General features: G+C 41.2%; 15 protein-coding genes, 9 tRNA genes and 1 riboswitch. Of the genes, 1 reads left to right on the top strand and 23 read right to left on the bottom strand.

Translation table 11 applies throughout. From position 1 onward, the window contains the following. Positions 1 to 6: 6 nt before the first annotated feature. A complete protein-coding gene (queG, locus tag ACIFOT_RS09570) occupies positions 7 to 1137 on the bottom strand; it encodes a tRNA epoxyqueuosine(34) reductase QueG (protein WP_430064119.1) in 1131 nt (376 codons plus the stop codon). A gap of 110 nt (positions 1138 to 1247) precedes the next feature. Here queG and ACIFOT_RS09565 point away from each other — a divergent pair, with 110 nt between their 5' ends. Beyond that, entirely contained in the window at positions 1248 to 1919 is a 672-nt protein-coding gene (locus ACIFOT_RS09565; RefSeq protein ID WP_430064117.1) for a B3/B4 domain-containing protein, read from the top strand. Positions 1920 to 1997: 78 nt separating this feature from the next. Here ACIFOT_RS09565 and ACIFOT_RS09560 read toward each other — a convergent pair. The 22 genes from ACIFOT_RS09560 to ACIFOT_RS09455 all read right to left on the bottom strand — a co-directional run bounded on the left by ACIFOT_RS09560 (position 1998) and on the right by ACIFOT_RS09455 (position 17493). Then, a tRNA-Gly gene (locus tag ACIFOT_RS09560) sits at positions 1998 to 2071 on the bottom strand. A gap of 165 nt (positions 2072 to 2236) precedes the next feature. Next, positions 2237 to 3721, bottom strand: coding sequence for an amino acid permease (locus ACIFOT_RS09555; RefSeq protein WP_430064115.1), 1485 nt, complete (start codon positions 3719 to 3721; stop codon positions 2237 to 2239). 128 nt (positions 3722 to 3849) lie between these two features. Further along, complete coding sequence (locus ACIFOT_RS09550; RefSeq protein WP_430064186.1) at positions 3850 to 4128, bottom strand: YokU family protein; 279 nt, start codon at positions 4126 to 4128, stop codon at positions 3850 to 3852. A 2-nt stretch (positions 4129 to 4130) separates the two neighbouring features. Continuing rightward, entirely contained in the window at positions 4131 to 5540 is a 1410-nt protein-coding gene (gene ablA, locus ACIFOT_RS09545) for a lysine 2,3-aminomutase (RefSeq protein WP_430064113.1), read from the bottom strand. Between the two features lie 73 nt (positions 5541 to 5613). Further along, positions 5614 to 6093 (bottom strand): N-acetyltransferase family protein, encoded by a 480-nt coding sequence (locus ACIFOT_RS09540; protein WP_430064111.1) that lies wholly within the window; start codon positions 6091 to 6093, stop codon positions 5614 to 5616. After that, entirely contained in the window at positions 6081 to 7601 is a 1521-nt protein-coding gene (locus ACIFOT_RS09535) for a M81 family metallopeptidase (protein WP_430064110.1), read from the bottom strand. Before ACIFOT_RS09535 ends, ACIFOT_RS09540 begins: the two co-directional genes overlap by 13 nt. Before the next feature lie 34 nt (positions 7602 to 7635). Beyond that, positions 7636 to 9096, bottom strand: a complete 1461-nt coding sequence (locus ACIFOT_RS09530) for an aldehyde dehydrogenase family protein (protein ID WP_430064108.1) — start codon at positions 9094 to 9096, stop codon at positions 7636 to 7638. Between the two features lie 45 nt (positions 9097 to 9141). Then, positions 9142 to 10437, bottom strand: coding sequence for an aspartate aminotransferase family protein (locus ACIFOT_RS09525; protein ID WP_430064107.1), 1296 nt, complete (start codon positions 10435 to 10437; stop codon positions 9142 to 9144). Then, entirely contained in the window at positions 10421 to 11806 is a 1386-nt protein-coding gene (locus ACIFOT_RS09520; RefSeq protein WP_430064105.1) for an aspartate aminotransferase family protein, read from the bottom strand. The genes ACIFOT_RS09525 and ACIFOT_RS09520 overlap by 17 nt, the downstream gene beginning before the upstream one ends. Beyond that, complete coding sequence (locus tag ACIFOT_RS09515) at positions 11794 to 12984, bottom strand: thiolase family protein (protein ID WP_430064103.1); 1191 nt, start codon at positions 12982 to 12984, stop codon at positions 11794 to 11796. The genes ACIFOT_RS09520 and ACIFOT_RS09515 overlap by 13 nt, the downstream gene beginning before the upstream one ends. Beyond that, positions 12984 to 13646, bottom strand: coding sequence for a 3-oxoacid CoA-transferase subunit B (locus ACIFOT_RS09510; protein WP_430064102.1), 663 nt, complete (start codon positions 13644 to 13646; stop codon positions 12984 to 12986). The genes ACIFOT_RS09515 and ACIFOT_RS09510 overlap by 1 nt, the downstream gene beginning before the upstream one ends. 1 nt (position 13647) lies before the next feature. Continuing rightward, positions 13648 to 14304: a CoA transferase subunit A gene (locus tag ACIFOT_RS09505; protein ID WP_430064100.1), complete on the bottom strand. Its 657-nt coding sequence runs from the start codon at positions 14302 to 14304 to the stop codon at positions 13648 to 13650. Positions 14305 to 14496: 192 nt separating this feature from the next. Next, entirely contained in the window at positions 14497 to 14826 is a 330-nt protein-coding gene (locus ACIFOT_RS09500; protein WP_223593123.1) for a DUF3870 domain-containing protein, read from the bottom strand. A gap of 162 nt (positions 14827 to 14988) precedes the next feature. Continuing rightward, positions 14989 to 15161: riboswitch (Lysine riboswitch) on the bottom strand. Between the two features lie 258 nt (positions 15162 to 15419). Beyond that, positions 15420 to 16355 carry a lysophospholipase gene (locus ACIFOT_RS09495; RefSeq protein WP_430064098.1) on the bottom strand — a complete coding sequence of 312 codons (936 nt, stop codon included), beginning with the start codon at positions 16353 to 16355 and terminating at the stop codon, positions 15420 to 15422. Positions 16356 to 16732: 377 nt separating this feature from the next. After that, positions 16733 to 16813: transfer RNA gene (locus ACIFOT_RS09490), tRNA-Leu, on the bottom strand. 24 nt (positions 16814 to 16837) lie between these two features. Then, positions 16838 to 16923: transfer RNA gene (locus ACIFOT_RS09485), tRNA-Leu, on the bottom strand. A gap of 44 nt (positions 16924 to 16967) precedes the next feature. Next, a tRNA-Cys gene (locus ACIFOT_RS09480) sits at positions 16968 to 17041 on the bottom strand. A 9-nt stretch (positions 17042 to 17050) separates the two neighbouring features. Then, a tRNA-Gly gene (locus ACIFOT_RS09475) sits at positions 17051 to 17125 on the bottom strand. Positions 17126 to 17129: 4 nt separating this feature from the next. Next, positions 17130 to 17204: transfer RNA gene (locus ACIFOT_RS09470), tRNA-Gln, on the bottom strand. A 40-nt stretch (positions 17205 to 17244) separates the two neighbouring features. Beyond that, positions 17245 to 17320 (bottom strand) — tRNA-His (locus ACIFOT_RS09465). A 10-nt stretch (positions 17321 to 17330) separates the two neighbouring features. Continuing rightward, a tRNA-Trp gene (locus tag ACIFOT_RS09460) sits at positions 17331 to 17404 on the bottom strand. A gap of 4 nt (positions 17405 to 17408) precedes the next feature. Further along, a tRNA-Tyr gene (locus tag ACIFOT_RS09455) sits at positions 17409 to 17493 on the bottom strand. Positions 17494 to 17530 lie beyond the last annotated feature (37 nt).

The raw sequence follows: 17530 nt of genomic DNA, 5'->3' as shown, positions 1-17530 counted from the left end.
CTAGAATTAGATATAAAAGTTTAAGCCTTTTTTAATTTCACGTTGGACTTCTTGATCTGTTTCTTGTCCTTCAGCCTTTTTTAATGCCGCAAATGCATTTTCTCCGCCAATTTTACCTAGTGCCCAAGCAGCCGTACCCTTTGCTATAGGACTTACTTCATTTTCTAATATGTCTACTAAATCGGGAACCGCAGATTCATCTTTAAAATGAGCAAGTGCGATAATGGCATTTCGCTGAATCGGCTTCTTCCCACGCCAAGATCCTGCCAATGAACCAAATTGCTTTTTAAATTCTCGGTTGCTTAATTTTAGAATCGGTCTTAGTAATGGTTTGGCGACTTCAGGATCAGGTTCCATTTCGTCATGAAAATGAAAGTTCTTCCCTTTATTATGCGGGCAAGCAGTTTGGCAGGAATCACAGCCATATATACGATTCCCGATTTTTTCTCGAAATTCATCCGGAATGAGTTCTTTTGTTTGAGTTAAAAATGAAATACAACGCTGGGCATTAATTTGACCGCCTTGAACTAATGCACCGGTTGGACAGGCCTCCAAACACTTTGTGCATGTTCCGCATTGGTCTTCTATTGGTGTATCCGGCACAAAAGGAATACTCGTAATCATTTCACCTAAATATACATATGAGCCAAATTCGGGAGTAATGATGGCACAGTTTTTTCCGCTCCAGCCAATTCCAGCTCTTTCTGCAGCTGCACGATCTGAAAGCTCTCCTGTATCGACCATTGATTTTAAGCGGGCATCTGGCACCTTTGTTAAAATAAACTCTTCCAGCTTTTTGAGCCTGTCTCTTAGAATATGATGATAGTCGAGCCCCCAGGAGGCTCGGCTGAAAATACCTCTTCTTTCTCCCTTTTTACTTTCAACCCGTTCGTTCATTTTGGAAGGATAGGCAAGAGCTATCGAAATGATTGATTTTGGTTCTTGCAAGAGTAGTGCCGGGTTCACTCGTTTCTCAATATCTAGCTCTTCAAAACCGGATTGGTATCTAAGTTCTTGTTGTGTTATTAGTCTGTTTTTTAGTTCTGTGAAAGGGTCGGCACTGGTGAATCCGATTTTATCGATTCCAATTTCTTTGCTGTAGGCAATAAGTTCTTCTTTTATTTTTTTTACGTTCACTTTAGCTACCTCCCTTCCTCGTGAATGATCTATTCCCCTAGGTTGTTTAATTGTTTATAGCACATCTATTTATGATAAACTATTTTCAATGAATTTTGGAGGTGTGATTGTTGGAAATTCAAGTTTCATCGGACCTTTTTAAAGAGATTCCTCATTTTAAATTAGGAGTCATTGAATACAAAGGTATTACCGTTGGGGATTCGCCGCAAATGCTTAAAGGAAGACTTCAGATGTTCCAGGAGTCTATATATTTTGATTTAGAGGATAAAAATGTTACGGATCTCTCTGGAATCCAGGAATGGCGTGCGATTTTTAAAAGGATTGGCAAGGACCCTAATCGGTACCGGCATTCCGCTGAGGCGCTTTACAGGAGGGTTCAAAAGCAAAATTATCTTTCGTCTGTTCAAAGTGCGATTGATATTAATAATTTTTTCTCGTTGCAATATCAAGTCCCCATCGGTATTTATGACCTAAATCGTTTAGAAGGGCATGTGGAGATTCGGCTAGGTGCAGAGGGAGAAGAGTACATTGGTTTAAATGGCCGTTCTAACTCTTTAGAGCGCCTTATTGTTGCCTCTGACAAAAAAGGACCGTTTGGCAGTCCGTTCGTTGATTCTGCCAGAACACCCGTCACGTTAGATACCATGAATGCACTGCAAATTGTTTATTTGAGACCATCAACGGATTGGGAAAATGCTAATAAGCTGACTGAATCTTTAATGAATATGTTTATTCAGGTACATGGCGGGGAAGGTTCTTACCGGATTTTGGGGAGCCAATAAGGCTGTTTTATTGCGAAAATGAAAAAACGCAACGCATCGTTCTCCTTTGTAACGATACACTGCGTTAGTTAATATGTATGGAGCGGGTGATGAGAATCGAACTCACAACATCAGCTTGGAAGGCTGAGGTTTTACCACTAAACTACACCCGCATATAATTTAATAATGTCAAGTTAGTGAACTAATTCGACTTTTTCATAATACACAGTTTTTTTATGGACGTCAAGTAATTATTGCACTTTTTGTCGAATTTTCTCCAAGAAATTAAAAAGCCTTCAATTAATTATCATTTTATTAATTGAAGGCTGAATAAATGACTAATTTTGTTGATGGTCTTCAAAAGAACATTCATTTAGTGGAACAACCTTTGTTTTATGGATGAATTTATAACCAATCCAAATCACCAAAAAAATGGGCAAACCAATATATGATACGGCTGCTCCATACCAATCAATGTTACCTGTCATAAAAGCTTGATAATTTTGGCCAAGAATGATAATAATGCACATTGCTAATGCAAGAATGGGGCCAAGAGGGAACCATTTCGCCTTGTATTTAAGTTCATTCAGGTCTCTTCCCTGGGCAATGTAGGCTTTTCTAAAACGGTAGTGGCTCAACGCAATCCCTACCCAGGCAATAAATCCGGTTAAACCTGATGCATTTAATAGCCAAGTATATACTTGATCTCCGAAAATGGACGTTAAAAAAGCAAGTCCTCCAATAATCGTTGTCATAACTAGCGCATTCATCGGAATTCCGCGCTGGTTTACTTGTTGTAAAAATTTCGGTGCCTGTCCGTCCTTTGCCATAGACCATAGCATTCGAGTTGAGGCATATAGGCCCGACGTTCCGCATGACAAAACAGAAGTTAAAATAACCGCGTTCATGACAGAGGCTGTAAAGGCAATACCCGCTTTTTCAAAAACGAGGGTAAATGGGCTTACGGCAATTTTGTCAACGTCCCCGCCTAACAGTTCAGGACTAGTATATGGGATTACTAGCCCAATGACTGCAATCGCCCCAATATAAAATAGAAGAATTCGCCAAAATACTTGCCGGATTGCTTTCGGTATGTTTATCTTTGGATTTTCACTTTCACCTGCTGCAATCCCTACAAGTTCAGTCCCTTGAAAGGAAAAACCAGCGATGAAAAATATACTTAACACAGACATAAAGCCTCCGCTTACCGGAGCATCTCCCAATGTAAAGTTTTTAAACCCGATATACTCACCTCCGAAAATCCCGAAGATGGTGAGCACACCTACGCCAATAAAAACAATGATAGTAATAACTTTTATTAATGCGAACCAATACTCTGATTCTCCGTAACTTTTAACCGACAAAGCATTCAATAAAAAGATTAGTCCTAAAAACAGGGCACTCCAAACGATGCTTGGCACATCCGGAAGCCAGAATTTCATAATGATAGCTGAGGCAACGATTTCAACTGCCAGGGTAACAGCCCAGTTAAACCAATAATTCCATCCGAGTGCAAAGCCTAATGCTGGGTCAACAAAACGGCTGGCATATGTGGCAAATGATCCGGAAACCGGTATAAAGGTAGCCATTTCACCGAGGCTTGTCATCAAAAAATAGACCATGATTCCAATCGCGCCATAAGCTATCATGGCACCACCGGGTCCAGCTGTTTGAATGGACGCACCAGTCGCTAAAAACAGCCCCGTACCAATTGATCCCCCAATCGCAATCATTGTCATGTGACGTGCCTTTAAATTGCGTTTAATTCCATCATTTGTTTCCTGATTATTCTGACTTTTTTCTTCGATTTTAATGGCTTCCATCCTTTTTCCACCTTCACAATTAGGATATTAACGAAATGGCAATGGATAATTTATCCCCCCCTTAGAAAGAGGGAGATAAATTATCCGATATTATTGATTTTTTTACTATCAGCCATAAGATGGATTACTTATTTAGAAAAATCAAAGTAGTTTCGCTTTAATAAGCGTGGAGCAGCCATAAGTGTGTCAAATGCCAAACTTTTTTCAAGCTTTGAAGTATCGATTAAAAATAGCTGATCTTCAATTTTCTGTACCATTTCATCAGTTTGGTAGGTAATACCACATTCTGAGCAATGGAAGGCTGGTGTGTCCTGAATTTCAATTGTTTTCGTACCGTCCGGTAATTCCCAATACACTGTGTTGCCCGTTTCAACTGCTGTGTCAGATCCGCACCATTGACAATTCAACATTATTCCTCCCTTGCTCCCACAGTCTCATACTTGCTCATTTGGGCATGGAATTTTTTCTCTTTCAATTCATCACGTTTCTCTCGTTTATCCTTTAAAGAGCTATGTTCTGGATTATCCTTATACGTTTTGCGGCGGTCCAATCGTTTTAAACCTTCTGGAATTAGGTTAAATTTCGTATCATCAATAATGGACAGTACACCATTGCTTTCAAAATTTTCAAATACTTCAGGATAAATCTTTTTGTAATAATCCTCTGCACTTCCTGGATGGTAATTTTCAGGTTCTGGATAAGATGTAATGACACCTTCAAAGTTACGCAAAACTACTTTATTGGAACTTTGAGAAATGATATAGTTCGGCTGCAATGGAATTTTGCCACCTCCTCCAGGAGCATCAACAATGAAGGTTGGAACGGCATAACCCGAGGTGTGACCTCGAAGCCCTTCCATGATTTCCAATCCTTTGCTGATTGGTGCACGGAAATGGCCGATCCCTTCTGATAAGTCACACTGGTAAATGTAATATGGACGCACGCGAATTTTAACGAGGTCATGCATAAGCTGTTTCATGATTGGAACGCTGTCGTTAATGCCTGCAAGAATAACTGCTTGGTTGCCTAGTGGTACACCCGCATTTGAAAGCATTTCACATGCTCGCTTCGAATCTTCCGTAATTTCCATCGATGTATTGAAATGCGTATTCAGCCATACTGGATGATACTTTTTCAAGATATTGCAAAGATTTTCAGTAATACGCTGTGGGAATACAACCGGTGCTCTTGTACCAATTCGAATAATTTCCACATGTGGAATTTCACGTAAATTCTTTAAAATATACTCTAAAATATTGTCATTGATAAGGAGTCCGTCTCCTCCAGAAATTAGCACATCACGGATTTGCGGAGTGGAAGCAATATAATTAATGGCATTGTCTAACTGTTTCTTAGGTACACCCATTCCAATTTGACCTGAGAAACGTCTTCTTGTGCAGTAACGGCAGTACATCGAGCACTGGTTCGTGACCAGGAACAATACACGGTCCGGATAACGATGCGTTAGCCCAGGTACCGGTGAATCCTCATCTTCATGGAGCGGATCCTCCAAGTCATATCTTGTTTTATACAATTCCTGAGAGATAGGAACAGACTGCATACGAATCGGACATCTTGGATCATCTTGGTCCATCAGCGATGCATAATATGGCGTAATGTTTAATGGAATGGTTTTGGTAGCAATTTTAACTCCTTCTTCTTCTAGTGGTGTTAAATTGATCACTTTCTTTAAGTCTTCAAGAGTTTTAATGGTGTTTGTCAATTGCCATACCCAGTCATTCCATTGCTCGTCAGTTACATCTTTCCAAAGCTCGATTTCTTTCCAATGTCTTTTTGGTTTAAATAAAGTGTTTCTCATTCTTTTCCCCTCCTGGAATTCGTTTTTTTAATAACCAATTTTTTAGAAAAATTTCTCCCTTGATTCTAACTATTTAAGAAAGGATGTACTCCATATAATAGCGGTTTTCCCCTTCGCCAAACTCATCGAATCTCGTTCCTTTAATGGCAAATCCCATTTTTTCATATAATTTAACAGCTGCCTTATTTTGTGTGCTGACTGTTAAGCAAACTTTGTGAAAACCATCCTGCTTTAAAATAGGATAAATTTCCTCTAAGAATAACTTTCCAATTCCTTTCCCCTGCTGGTCGGAACGAACATAAAAGCCGAATATGTAGGCTTTATGAATATCATTGTAATCTCTCATCATCTCGCAAATGGCGATCGGCCTTGCATCATCTTGTTGTCGGTATTGAATTAGTTTCCCGTATCTAACTAAAGGAATCAGGGTTTGTTCATCAACTGCTCCCATTCCCGGAAATGCATCTTTCTCGAGGTCCATCATTATGTGTAACTGTTCCGGGTTTAGGGAAGTCGGAACTTCGACATAATAGGATTTTTTTAATGTTTCCATGTTTCTTTCCTCCTTAGTTCCACCTTATATTGGATATCATCCAATGGCCAGATTGGCCTTGGGATGTGATGATACGTAAATGTTGTTAAACGGTTGGAAGCAACACCTGGTGCATCCACATAAATGATGTGTCCTACAATCGTCTCAAATGCAGCCCGGAAATGATTTTTAGCCTTAAGACAGAGAATTCTCTTTGTTGAGGGCTCAAGACCAATATGACGGAACATTTCCGGATCATTCGCTGACATCGGCCTTCCAATGAGGAGGATATCCATCTTACCAACGCGAATGTGTGCCGCACCCTTTAAATCGACCTTAAGATTCTGATTAAACGGCCCTGAATTATAAAATACACCGTCTGATAAGGCAATGATTGTTGCTTCAACTTGGACAGGTTCTCCGAATTCAGGAGATACCTTGCCGCCAAGTAACAACGTTACCTTATTTCCGACTCCTGACTTCCGACATGCTTCAATCGATTCCGGATCATAAAGTCCTCCAAACAGTGTTTCAGCGAGGTTCAGGTTCACCACTTCCCTAAGCAGTTCGGTTGTATCTCCGCTTCCGCAGCTTAAAGGATTATCCGAGATGTCAGCCAACACTATCGGTTTGTTATCTTCAATCGACAGCGCCATATCCAGCCCTTGTTTTACATTGGGAAGATCCATGATGAACTCTTCTCTTACACTCCAAAACAAGGAAGCTAGTTTTTGAGCTGCTTCTTTACCTTTTTGTGGATTGAGCGCAACAACCAGTACACTAGCTCCTGCCATGGGAATATCCGAATAAGGGAACCCTCCAAAGATGGATACATTGTATACTTCTTCTTCATCTTCCACTTGTTTTGCCCATTCAATCATTTTGTACATTGGCCCCTCTGCTGTTCTCATATTGATAGAGGGGGGCATCATCGGCAATTTTTCAAACGCAGCGTAGTATGTAACGCCATTCTTTAATTGTTTTAATAAAGCTTTTGCTGCCTGAAGGCCTTGTTCATACATATCAACATGCGGATATGTTTTAAATCCAAAATGAAGCGGAGTATATTCAATCATCTTTTCGCTCAAATTGGCGTGCATATCAAGAGTTGTAGCGATTGGAACATCAGATCCAAGAATGCCGCGGATTTTTCCCAGTAAATGCTCTTCCGGATCAAACAGGTGCTCCACAACCATCGCTCCATGGAGTGCCAGCAATAATCCATCCAGCCTTCCTGCATTCATGAGCGACTCCAGCATTTGCTTTTCAATAAAGGAGTAAGCTTCTGTCGTTACAACACCTGATGGAACCGCGGCCGAACAAAGCAGCGGCACGGTTTCAACATTCTCTACCTGCCTCAAAACATCCAGAAACCCGCCAACTTCAGTCTTCGTTCCACTATAGGCATCATAAATTTCATCCCCTATAAAATAACCTTCATTTCGAAACTGTTCCATTTCGGTTTTCATTGGACTGAAACTATGGGATTCATGGTAGAAGAAGGCAATGCCAATACGATGTTTTCTCATAATCTCCCACCTTTATAAAGACTTGTATCGTTTATTAATAATTTGTATAAATAGACTTCCACTCTGTCATGACATCGAATGCATGATGGGAGACTTCACGGTGTCCGTTACCAGACATTTTCATGCCTCCAAATGCAACCCCCATTTCAGCATTAGAGGTTCCATTATTAATATAGACAAGTCCGCTTACCGCTTCCGATGCCCCCCGATTCGCATAATGAAGACTATTGGTATAGATGGAAGTAGACAATCCATAAATCGTGCCGTTATTTACCTCCATTGCTTCCTCATATGAATCTACTTCAATGATGGCAAGGACAGGCCCAAATATTTCCTCCTGGGCGATGGAGTCATTCGGCCGGACGTTTTCAATAATCGTTGGCTCATAGTAAAAGGAACCTAATTCATTCACGCGCTGTCCGCCTGATACAATATTTCCGCCTTCTTCAATTGCTTTTTGTACATACCTCTCAACTGTATGAAGCTGATCTTCATTTACAAGAGGCCCAATCTGGCTGCCTTCTTCAAGCCCATTTCCTATTTTCATAGATTTTGTTAATTGTACAATTTTTTTGACCAGCTGCTCTTTAACCGGACGCTCAACAATTACCCGGCTTGCTGCTGTACAGCGCTGACCAGTTGTTGTAAATGCTGATTTGACAATTCCATCTGCCGCTTTGTCAAGGTCCGCATCCTTCAAGACGATAACTGCATTTTTTCCTCCTAGTTCCAAGGAAATTCGTTTTAACGTTTTGCAGCTCATTTCAGCCAGCTGCTGTCCAACTTCCGTTGAGCCGGTAAACGAAATAACTTTGACAGCCTGATGCTCTGCAAGTTTTCGTCCAACCTTACTTCCTGAACCGGTAATCAAGTTCACTACCCCTTCAGGCAAGCCGGTTTCAGCTAATATTTCAACAAAAATCTTTGCCGACAATGCCACCTCTGATGCTGGTTTCCAAACAACCGTATTGCCAGCAATCAAAGCAGAAAATATTTTATAGGAAGCAAGTGCAACAGGAAAATTCCAAGGAGTAATGCATGCTGCAACTCCAAGCGGCTCACGAACCATTCTCACATTCCGCCCCGAGAACCCGGCAGGAACCGTTTCTCCAAAAAGACGACGGCCTTCCCCTGCCATATATTGAGCGGTCGCACTGACCACTCCAACTTCTCCTAATGACTCGGTTAGAACTTTGCCCATTTCCATAGTCATAACACGAGCCAGTTCTTCTCTCCGTAATTCAAACAATTGGGCTGCTTTTGTCAGATAAGATGCCCTTTCCGGAATAGGAGTGTTCTTCCAGCTTGAATAGGCTTTTTCTGCCGCTGCTACTGCCGTGTCAACCTGAGCAGGAGAAGCTGCTGCACAAACACCGACAAGCTCCCCGGTAGCGGGATTTAAACTTTCAAAGTAGGATTGGTCTGGTTCATTTACCCATTTCCCATTTATATAAAGATCTCCCTTAAGGATCTCAGTTTTGATTTGATTTGACATAATCGTGACCTCCTTTTCTGAATTACTGCTTAGAGAAATGATATTTTAGCTTCCTAAGATGGTTTCTGACACAGCCTCCTCTAAAATGATCAATCCTTTGTCGAGCACATCTTCCTGAATGTTAAGCGGAAGCATTAACCTGATGGTTTGACCGCTTACACCGCAGTTCATGATGAGCAATCCATTTTCTAATGCTTTCGCTTTAATTTGAGGTACTAATGTTGCTGCAGACTGCTGATCAAATTCAATGCCAATCATCATACCCAAACCGCGGACTTCAACAATACCAGGTAAATGACCGATTGATTTTTGGAGCCTTTCTACAATCTCTGCCCCTAAATCTGCGCTCCTTTCCACTAACTTTTCTTCTTCAATGACCTCAATGTTTGCCAGTGCTGCAGCACAAGAAATCGGATTTCCTCCAAATGTTGAACCATGTCCAGCTGTTGGCCATTTTTCATGGAGCTCACGATTTGCTACTATCGCACCCAAAGGCATTCCACCGGAAAGGGCTTTTGCCAAGACTAAAATATCAGGGGTAACTTTTGCATGCTCTGCTGCGAACATTTTACCTGTACGGCCAAAGCCGGTCTGTACTTCGTCAAAAATCAGCAGAATTCCATGCTCTTCCGTAATCCTTCTTAACTCCTGTAAAAAGCTTGGCGGTGCTGGATAATAGCCCCCCTCACCCATTACCGGTTCAATAATAATCGTAGCAACGCGGGAAGGATCGACGCGTAAATCGAATAATTTTTGCAGCTGGTTCAAGCAATACTCTTCTGTTTCTTCTTTATTAATGTTTTTCAGCTGGCTTGGGTAAGGATAAGGGATATGGTACACTTCCCCTAAAATCGGTTCATAATAACGGCGGTATTTAGAGCTTGATGCCGTAATGGCTGTTGCCCCTAAAGTGCGGCCATGAAACGATCCTTCAAAAGCAATAATTGCAGGTCTGCCTGTAGCAGCTTTTGCTAATTTTAGCGCTCCATCAATTGCTTCCGCACCAGAATTAGAGAAAAAGATGGTATCAAGGTTTCCAGGAGTAATTTGAGCAAGCTTTTCTGCCAGATTTGCAGCCGTTTCATAATACCCATAGTTCAAGCCAAGATGGATTAAGTTGTCTGCTTGCTTTTTAATCGCATCAACCATTTTCCTGTTGGTATGCCCGACTGCATTAACAGCAACACCTGAAACGAAATCGATATATTCTTCCCCATCTGTTGTCCAAAATTTAGCTCCATGTGCCTTATCGATAACAAGCTCTGTCACTCTAGTCATAACCGGAGATAAATGTTTACGTGCTTTTTCTTGAATTTCATTCGTTTTACTTTGCAATTTCAACTGTCTCATCCTTTCGTAATTGGCTTTTGAATATCGATAATGATTCGTCTAGTATTCTCACAATTTCATCTATATCTGTTTTCTTAACATTTAGTGGGGGGCTAATAATGAGATGCTCCCCATTTATGCTATCAATTGAACCTGTCCCCGGATAAAAAACCGCACCTAGTTCCATCGCAATACTATTGATTGTTTCAGCTGCTTTCTCAGATGGTTTAAATAAAAGATCCTGCTCACGGTCCTTCACAAGCTCGATTCCAATTAAAAGTCCTCGGCCCCTTACGTCGGATATACAAGTATGCTTTTGCTTCAATTCCAAAAGGAGCCCGACAAGATAATTCCCTTGCTCGTTCACATTTTCCAATACATTATCACTTTCATAGACTTCTAAGGCTGCAAGGCCGGCTGCAACTGCAACAGGATGACCGCTATAGGTATAGCCGTGAATAAATTTCCCGTCGCTATTTTGAATCAGCCCATCAATTAACCGCTCATGAACAATCATGCCAGCAAGTGGAGCATAACCCGCGGAAACCCCTTTTCCAAATGTGATAATATCAGGCTCGATTCCAAGCTGTTCTGTCGCGAAATGGGTTCCGGTCCGACCAAAGCCTGTCATCACTTCATCGAGGATTAAGATTATTTGGTATCGGTCACAAAGCTCACGGATTTTCTCAAAATAACCAGGCGGTGGCGGCACAGCTCCTTGCTGGCTCCCTACTATAGCTTCGGCGATAAATGCCGACACGTTCTCAGGGCCAAGCTCTAAAATCGTTCTTTCAATATCCGCTACACATGTCCAGTTTTGTTTTGTGAGACAATCATCTTGTTCTCGTCCGTATGGACATCGATGGCAGTACGGAGAGTAAACATGTGCATAGTTTAAAAGATTTGGAGTGTATGCGTGCCTTCTTTTTACGTCACCGCCCGCTGATAATGAACCAATCGTGTTACCGTGGTACGATTGCCAACGACCAATGACAATGTGCTTTTGCGGTCTGCCTGCATCTCTGTGATATTGCCTCGCCAGTTTCATGGCACTTTCATTTGCCTCAGATCCTCCGGTGGTAAAATAAACCTTGTTTAAATAACCAGGAGCCATTATTCCAATTTTTTCAGCCAATTCATGTAAAGCCTTCGTTTCAAAACGCATCGTATGTACAAACGCTGCTTTTTTTGCTTGCTCTGCCATGGCGTCACCTATTGAAGCAATCCCATGTCCCAGGTTAGCAGCAACTGCTCCAGAACAAGCGTCCAAAAATTTTTTTCCAGTATCATCAAAGAGATAAACTCCTTCACCGTGGGTAATGATGGGGTATTCCTTTTTAAAATCACGGTGAAATACAAAATCTTGTTTTACTCTGCCCATCTTTCCACCACCATTGCCATTCCTAATCCCCCTGCTACACAAATTGTCGCCAGACCATATTGACGTTTTTGTTTTTCAAGCTCATGACATATTGTCGTGACAATCCTTGCACCGGAGCATCCGAGCGGATGACCCAAGGCAATTGCACCTCCGTTTACATTCACGTTATCTCCCTTAATCCCCCATTCCTTTAAGCAGGCAAGACTTTGGGCTGCAAACGCTTCATTCAATTCAATTAAATCGATATCTTCTAAACGGAGACCTGCTTTTTTAAGGGCGATTTCAGAGGCAGGTACTGGACCGATGCCCATTTCCTTTGGTGATACACCTGTTGCGGCAAAGGAACGAATCCTTGCCAGGGGAATGACTCCAAGCTGTTTCGCTTTTTCCTCTGACATCAACAGCAGCATCGAGGCACCATCATTTCTGCCGGAGGAGTTTCCCGCTGTTACGGTTCCATCTTTGTCAAAGACAGGATTTAGGGTTGCTAACTTTTCGATGTTCGTCAATCTAGGATGCTCATCGATTGCAAAGTGCCTTGTCCCCCTTTTCCCCTCTTTAACTGGAATAGGAATGATTTCTTCTTCAAATAGACCTAGTTCAATAGCACGCTTCGCTTTCTGCTGGCTCTTAAAAGCAAATTCATCTTGCTCTTCCCGACTAATATTATATTTTTTTGCAAGCCATTCGGCGGTTTGCCCCATCGTAAAATGGCCATAAACTTCCTCAGGCTGCGATTTGGGTTGACTCTCTGTATTCGAGTCGTAAAGCATCACATTACCCATCTTAAGACCAAATCTTGTTCCCACCATATAATGTGGAGCCTGAGACATGCTCTCTACGCCTCCTGCCAAAACAACCTCCGCCTGCCCCGATAAAATGGACATTGCTCCGTTCATGACCGCCTGCATACCCGAACCGCACTGGCGATGGACTGTATAAGCGGGAATTGTTTCTGGGAAACGTGCCTTTAAAGATGCAACGCGGGCAATATTTGGAGCATGGGCGCTTTGCTTTGTTTGGCCAACTATTATTTCATCGACGATATTTGCTCTGTAACCGGAGGCAGAAAGATTATTTTTCATAATCGTACATACGAGCTCTTCTGGGAGCGTGTCGGCCAGTGAACCGCCGAACTTTCCTATGGCGGTTCTAAATGCGTTGACGATTACAACCATTACACTGTCACCTCGGTGCCATTAATAATTGAGTCAGCAATATGAAAAGGGGCCTCAGTTTTTTCTTGTACTTCCTTGAGAGAAATTCCGGGCGCCAGCTCAATCAGATGCAGCCCATCGTGCTTTACTGAGAAAACTGCTAAATCCGTAATAATTAAATCCACTGCACGTTCTGATGTAATTGGATAGGTTGATTCCTTAACGATTTTTGACTCTCCTTTATCCGTCGTGTGCATGGTTGTCACGATCACTTTTTTTGATCCTTCCAATAAATCCATCGCACCACCTACACCAAGAACGCTTTTTCCTGGTACAGCCCAGTTGGCAATTCGACCCTTTTCATCGATTTGGAGCACACCAAGAATTGAGACAGTCACATGGCCTCCACGAATCATGGCAAAGGAGGAAGCGCTATCAAAAAAGGACGATCCTTCTACCACCGTGACAGGAAGTTTACCAGCATTAACTAGATCTTTTTCAACATGCTCCTGTTCTGGAGTCGGACCTACTCCAAGAATGCCATTCTCTGAATGTAGAAAAACTTGGATATTTTCTGGAATATGATCAGCTACGAGCGTAGGAATCCCAATACCTAAATTAACAATATCCCCATCCTTTAGTTCCTTTGCCGCTCTTTCAGCAATAAAATGTTTCACATTCATACTAGTTTCCTCCCGACAAGACGATAAAATCAACGTATAAATGAGGGGTCACGATTTCTTCAGGAGAAATTTGACCTGTCTCAACAATTTCATCTACTTCTGCAATGACGATATCTGCAGCTGTTGCCATCATTGGATTGAAGTTTCTGGCCGATTTGTTATAGATGAGGTTCCCTAATGTATCTGCTTTTTTTGCTTTTATTAAGGCAAAATCGGCTTTAATCGGTTCCTGAAACACATATTTTTTACCATTAAGGATGCGCTCTTCTTTGTTTTCTGCGATTTTCGTTCCGACACTTACTGGCGTATAAAAACCACCCAATCCGGCACCACCTGCCCGAATGGCTTCTGACATTGTTCCCTGTGGAACAAGCTCGACTTCCAATTCTTTATCTTGAAAAGCTTTGACTACCTCAGGGTTGGAGGTAAAATAAGAACCTATTGCTTTTTTTACTCGTTTTTGACGTACTAAAACGCCTAGACCTTTGCCTGGCTCTCCAAGGTTATTACTAATAATCTCTAAATCTTTTATTTCTGAATCTACCAAAGCATCTACTAAACTAAGCGGACATCCTACTAGCCCAAATCCACCTACCATAATTCTTGAGCTGCTTTTAATCTTTTTTACAGCTTCTTCACATGAAATTAACTTTCTCATCCCCTTTTTCCATCCCCTCTATTAATTTTTATGGATTAACAGTTCGGATATAGAAAAAAACCGGACAAGACATAGATCCCCCATAAAGACTGTCATCTAAAAAGAAAACATTCCTTATAAAGTGTCTATACCTGCCCGGTTTTAATAAGACCATGGAGAGAGGTCGTCTCCCCACTTTATTATAACCAAACGTTATGTATTCTTTTGCTTCACATTATCCCAGTAACGTTGAACTGCAGCCTGAAGGGCTACAATGATCGCTTGCTGGGATGGAGCAAAATAAAATTTTTGAATTCGTTCAATCAAGTACTCAATTCCGCTCTCGAGGCAATAGCCTATCAGCAGTTTTTGAAAATGTTTTTTTGTCAATTCTGTTACGAATGTGAATTCTGCTCCCACAATCTTATGCTCTTTTGGGTCCACTTCTAGTACGATTCCTGCGTGCTTAAACATTTCATACATGGAAGTTCCCTGAGGAGCTTTGGCATAGCCTGTCACGATTACTGTATCTAATGTTTGCATGTTCTGTATCGCTCCCTTCAAAATCATATATCTAATTGCTTTCTTGCATCTGGGATCTTAGGATGAAATTGAAGATAGGAAGACTACCTAATAAATTGATTAAGGAACCAACAACTCCACAAAAAAAGGAGGCTATATTTCTAATCTAGGCAAAACCTAGACGAAATAAATAGCTCTCCATACATAACATATGACAGTGAATGGGATCCTGCTCCCATTCCCCTAGCTTGATTCCAACCAGCGGCGATAAAATCTTCACCCTGGAATCAAACTATCGGCGATAAAAACCTTCATCCTTTAAAGGACTACCCTTTTAACGCTCCTCTATTTAAATATTCAGTTTTTAAATTGTATGTGTTACTCTTGATATCATTGTATTTATGGTATAGTCGAAAGTCAATGCTTTTTTCTTTGTTAAGCTTTATTTTCTGAAAGTTTAAAAGTAGGTGTCTTCAATTTCTAAATATTATATTAACTATTTGAAATACTAAAGTCAATATATTTTTAATCTTGAAAATATATTCAAATATCCTCTAGTACCAACTTTCTTCAATGAGTGTTATCGTGCAATGAGACTTATTTATAGCCTATATTTAAATGTGCACGTTTATCCATCTAATAATATCTTCTTGAACTTCTTCCCTATTTGTTTCATTTAACAATTCATGGCGTGCATCTTCATATAGCTTATAGCTTACTTCTATAATTCCGACTTGTTTATAGACTTTATAGGTTTTCAAAACTCCTTTTGAGTCATTTCCAACTGGATCCTTGGCGCCCGAAATTAGAAATATAGGCAGATTGACGGGAATCATCCTTAGATTTTCAGGTTTGTTAATGATTGCTATTCCTCCTAATAAATCATAAAAAAATCCTGCAGAGAAAATCCCCCCACACATTGGATCTTCAATATATTTATCTACTTCCCTTTCTTCTCTGCTTAACCAATCAAATTCAGTACGAGCTGGTTTAAAACTTTTATTGTAACTTCCAAAGGTCAAGTTATTTAGCAGCGGGCTTGGCGTCTGGGCACCTTTACGTTTTATTTCTCTTGATGCTATCCACTTTCCGATTTTCCCCATGATTCCAGGGTCTCCGCCAGTACCGCATAAAATCACACCAGCTAGTTGATTACCGTACAATTGAATATATCTTCTTGATAAAAATGATCCCATACTATGCCCAAATAATATGATTGGGATATCAGGAAACTCTTTTTCGATTATTGTTGTTAGCTCATGCATATCTTCCACCACTTTTTTAAAACCCTGTTTGTCAGCAAAATAACCGCTGCTATTATTTAACTTCGCAGTTTCGCCATGCCCTCGATGATCATTGCCATAGACAATGAAATTGTGGGAAATTAACTCTTTTGCAAAAGCATCATACCGCTCAATATGTTCTGCCATTCCGTGAGCAATTTGAACAATGGCTTTTGGTCTAATTTCATTTTCTGAGGCCCATTTTTTAGCAAATATTTCAACGCCATCTTCTGTTTGAAAGGTGAAAGATGATTGTTGTTGGCTCATTCAAACCACTCCTATATGCAGGTTATTTTAATAAAAAAAGACTCACCCAATTACTCCTAAAATAGGACATTGTGTGAGTCTCGTAACTCCGTCACTTTTGTTAACTTAACATGAATATAGATGAGTCCTTAAAAATTGTCAACCAATTTTGAGTATAGCATGCAGCTCCGCTCTTATTGACCATCACGACTATTTTTTGGGGTTGACTGGCATTATGAAGCTCTCTTATTGACCGTGACAGCTTTTTTTCGGGTCTGACGGGCCATTATGATCTGCTCTTATAATTAATGAATTTAGGATAGTTAATATTGATTATTTACATAACTTTAGAATAAAATAAAAACGTTTCTCATTCAAAATGAGAAACGTTTTTGTGATACCGGTGGTCGGGGTCGAACCGACACTCCAGAGGAACACGATTTTGAGTCGTGCGCGTCTGCCAATTCCGCCACACCGGCGTGACAATATTTTTTTGAAGATAATGCCGAGGACCGGAATCGAACCGGTACGGTAGTCACCTACCGCAGGATTTTAAGTCCTGTGCGTCTGCCAGTTCCGCCACCCCGGCGAAATAAAATAACCTGTTCGTATCCATACTCAACGTAAGTTTTATGGAGGCGGCAACCGGATTCGAACCGGTGGTAAAGGTTTTGCAGACCTCTGCCTTACCACTTGGCTATGCCGCCATAAAAATTTGGAGCGGAAGACGGGATTCGAACCCGCGACCCCCACCTTGGCAAGGTGGTGTTCTACCACTGAACTACTTCCGCAAAATGGCTGGGCTAGCTGGATTTGAACCAACGCATGTCGCAGTCAAAGTGCGATGCCTTACCGCTTGGCTATAGCCCAATGTCATTAATAACTAAACAATAATTTATTTAAAATATTATGGGGCGACTGATGGGAATCGAACCCACGAATGTCGGAACCACAATCCGATGCGTTAACCACTTCGCCACAATCGCCACAATATAATGGCAGGGGTAGTAGGAATCGAACCCACACCAAAGGTTTTGGAGACCTTCGTTCTACCTTTAAACTATACCCCTAAAATGGTGGAGGGGGACGGATTCGAACCGCCGAACCCTGAGGGAGCGGATTTACAGTCCGCCGCGTTTAGCCACTTCGCTACCCCTCCACATATAAACATTTGATAATAAATGGTGGCTCAGGAC

The organism is Neobacillus sp. NRS-1170, from assembly GCF_050468025.1.
The sequence above is the reverse complement of the archived record's forward strand: the minus strand, read 5'-3'. Positions and strand labels throughout refer to the sequence as shown.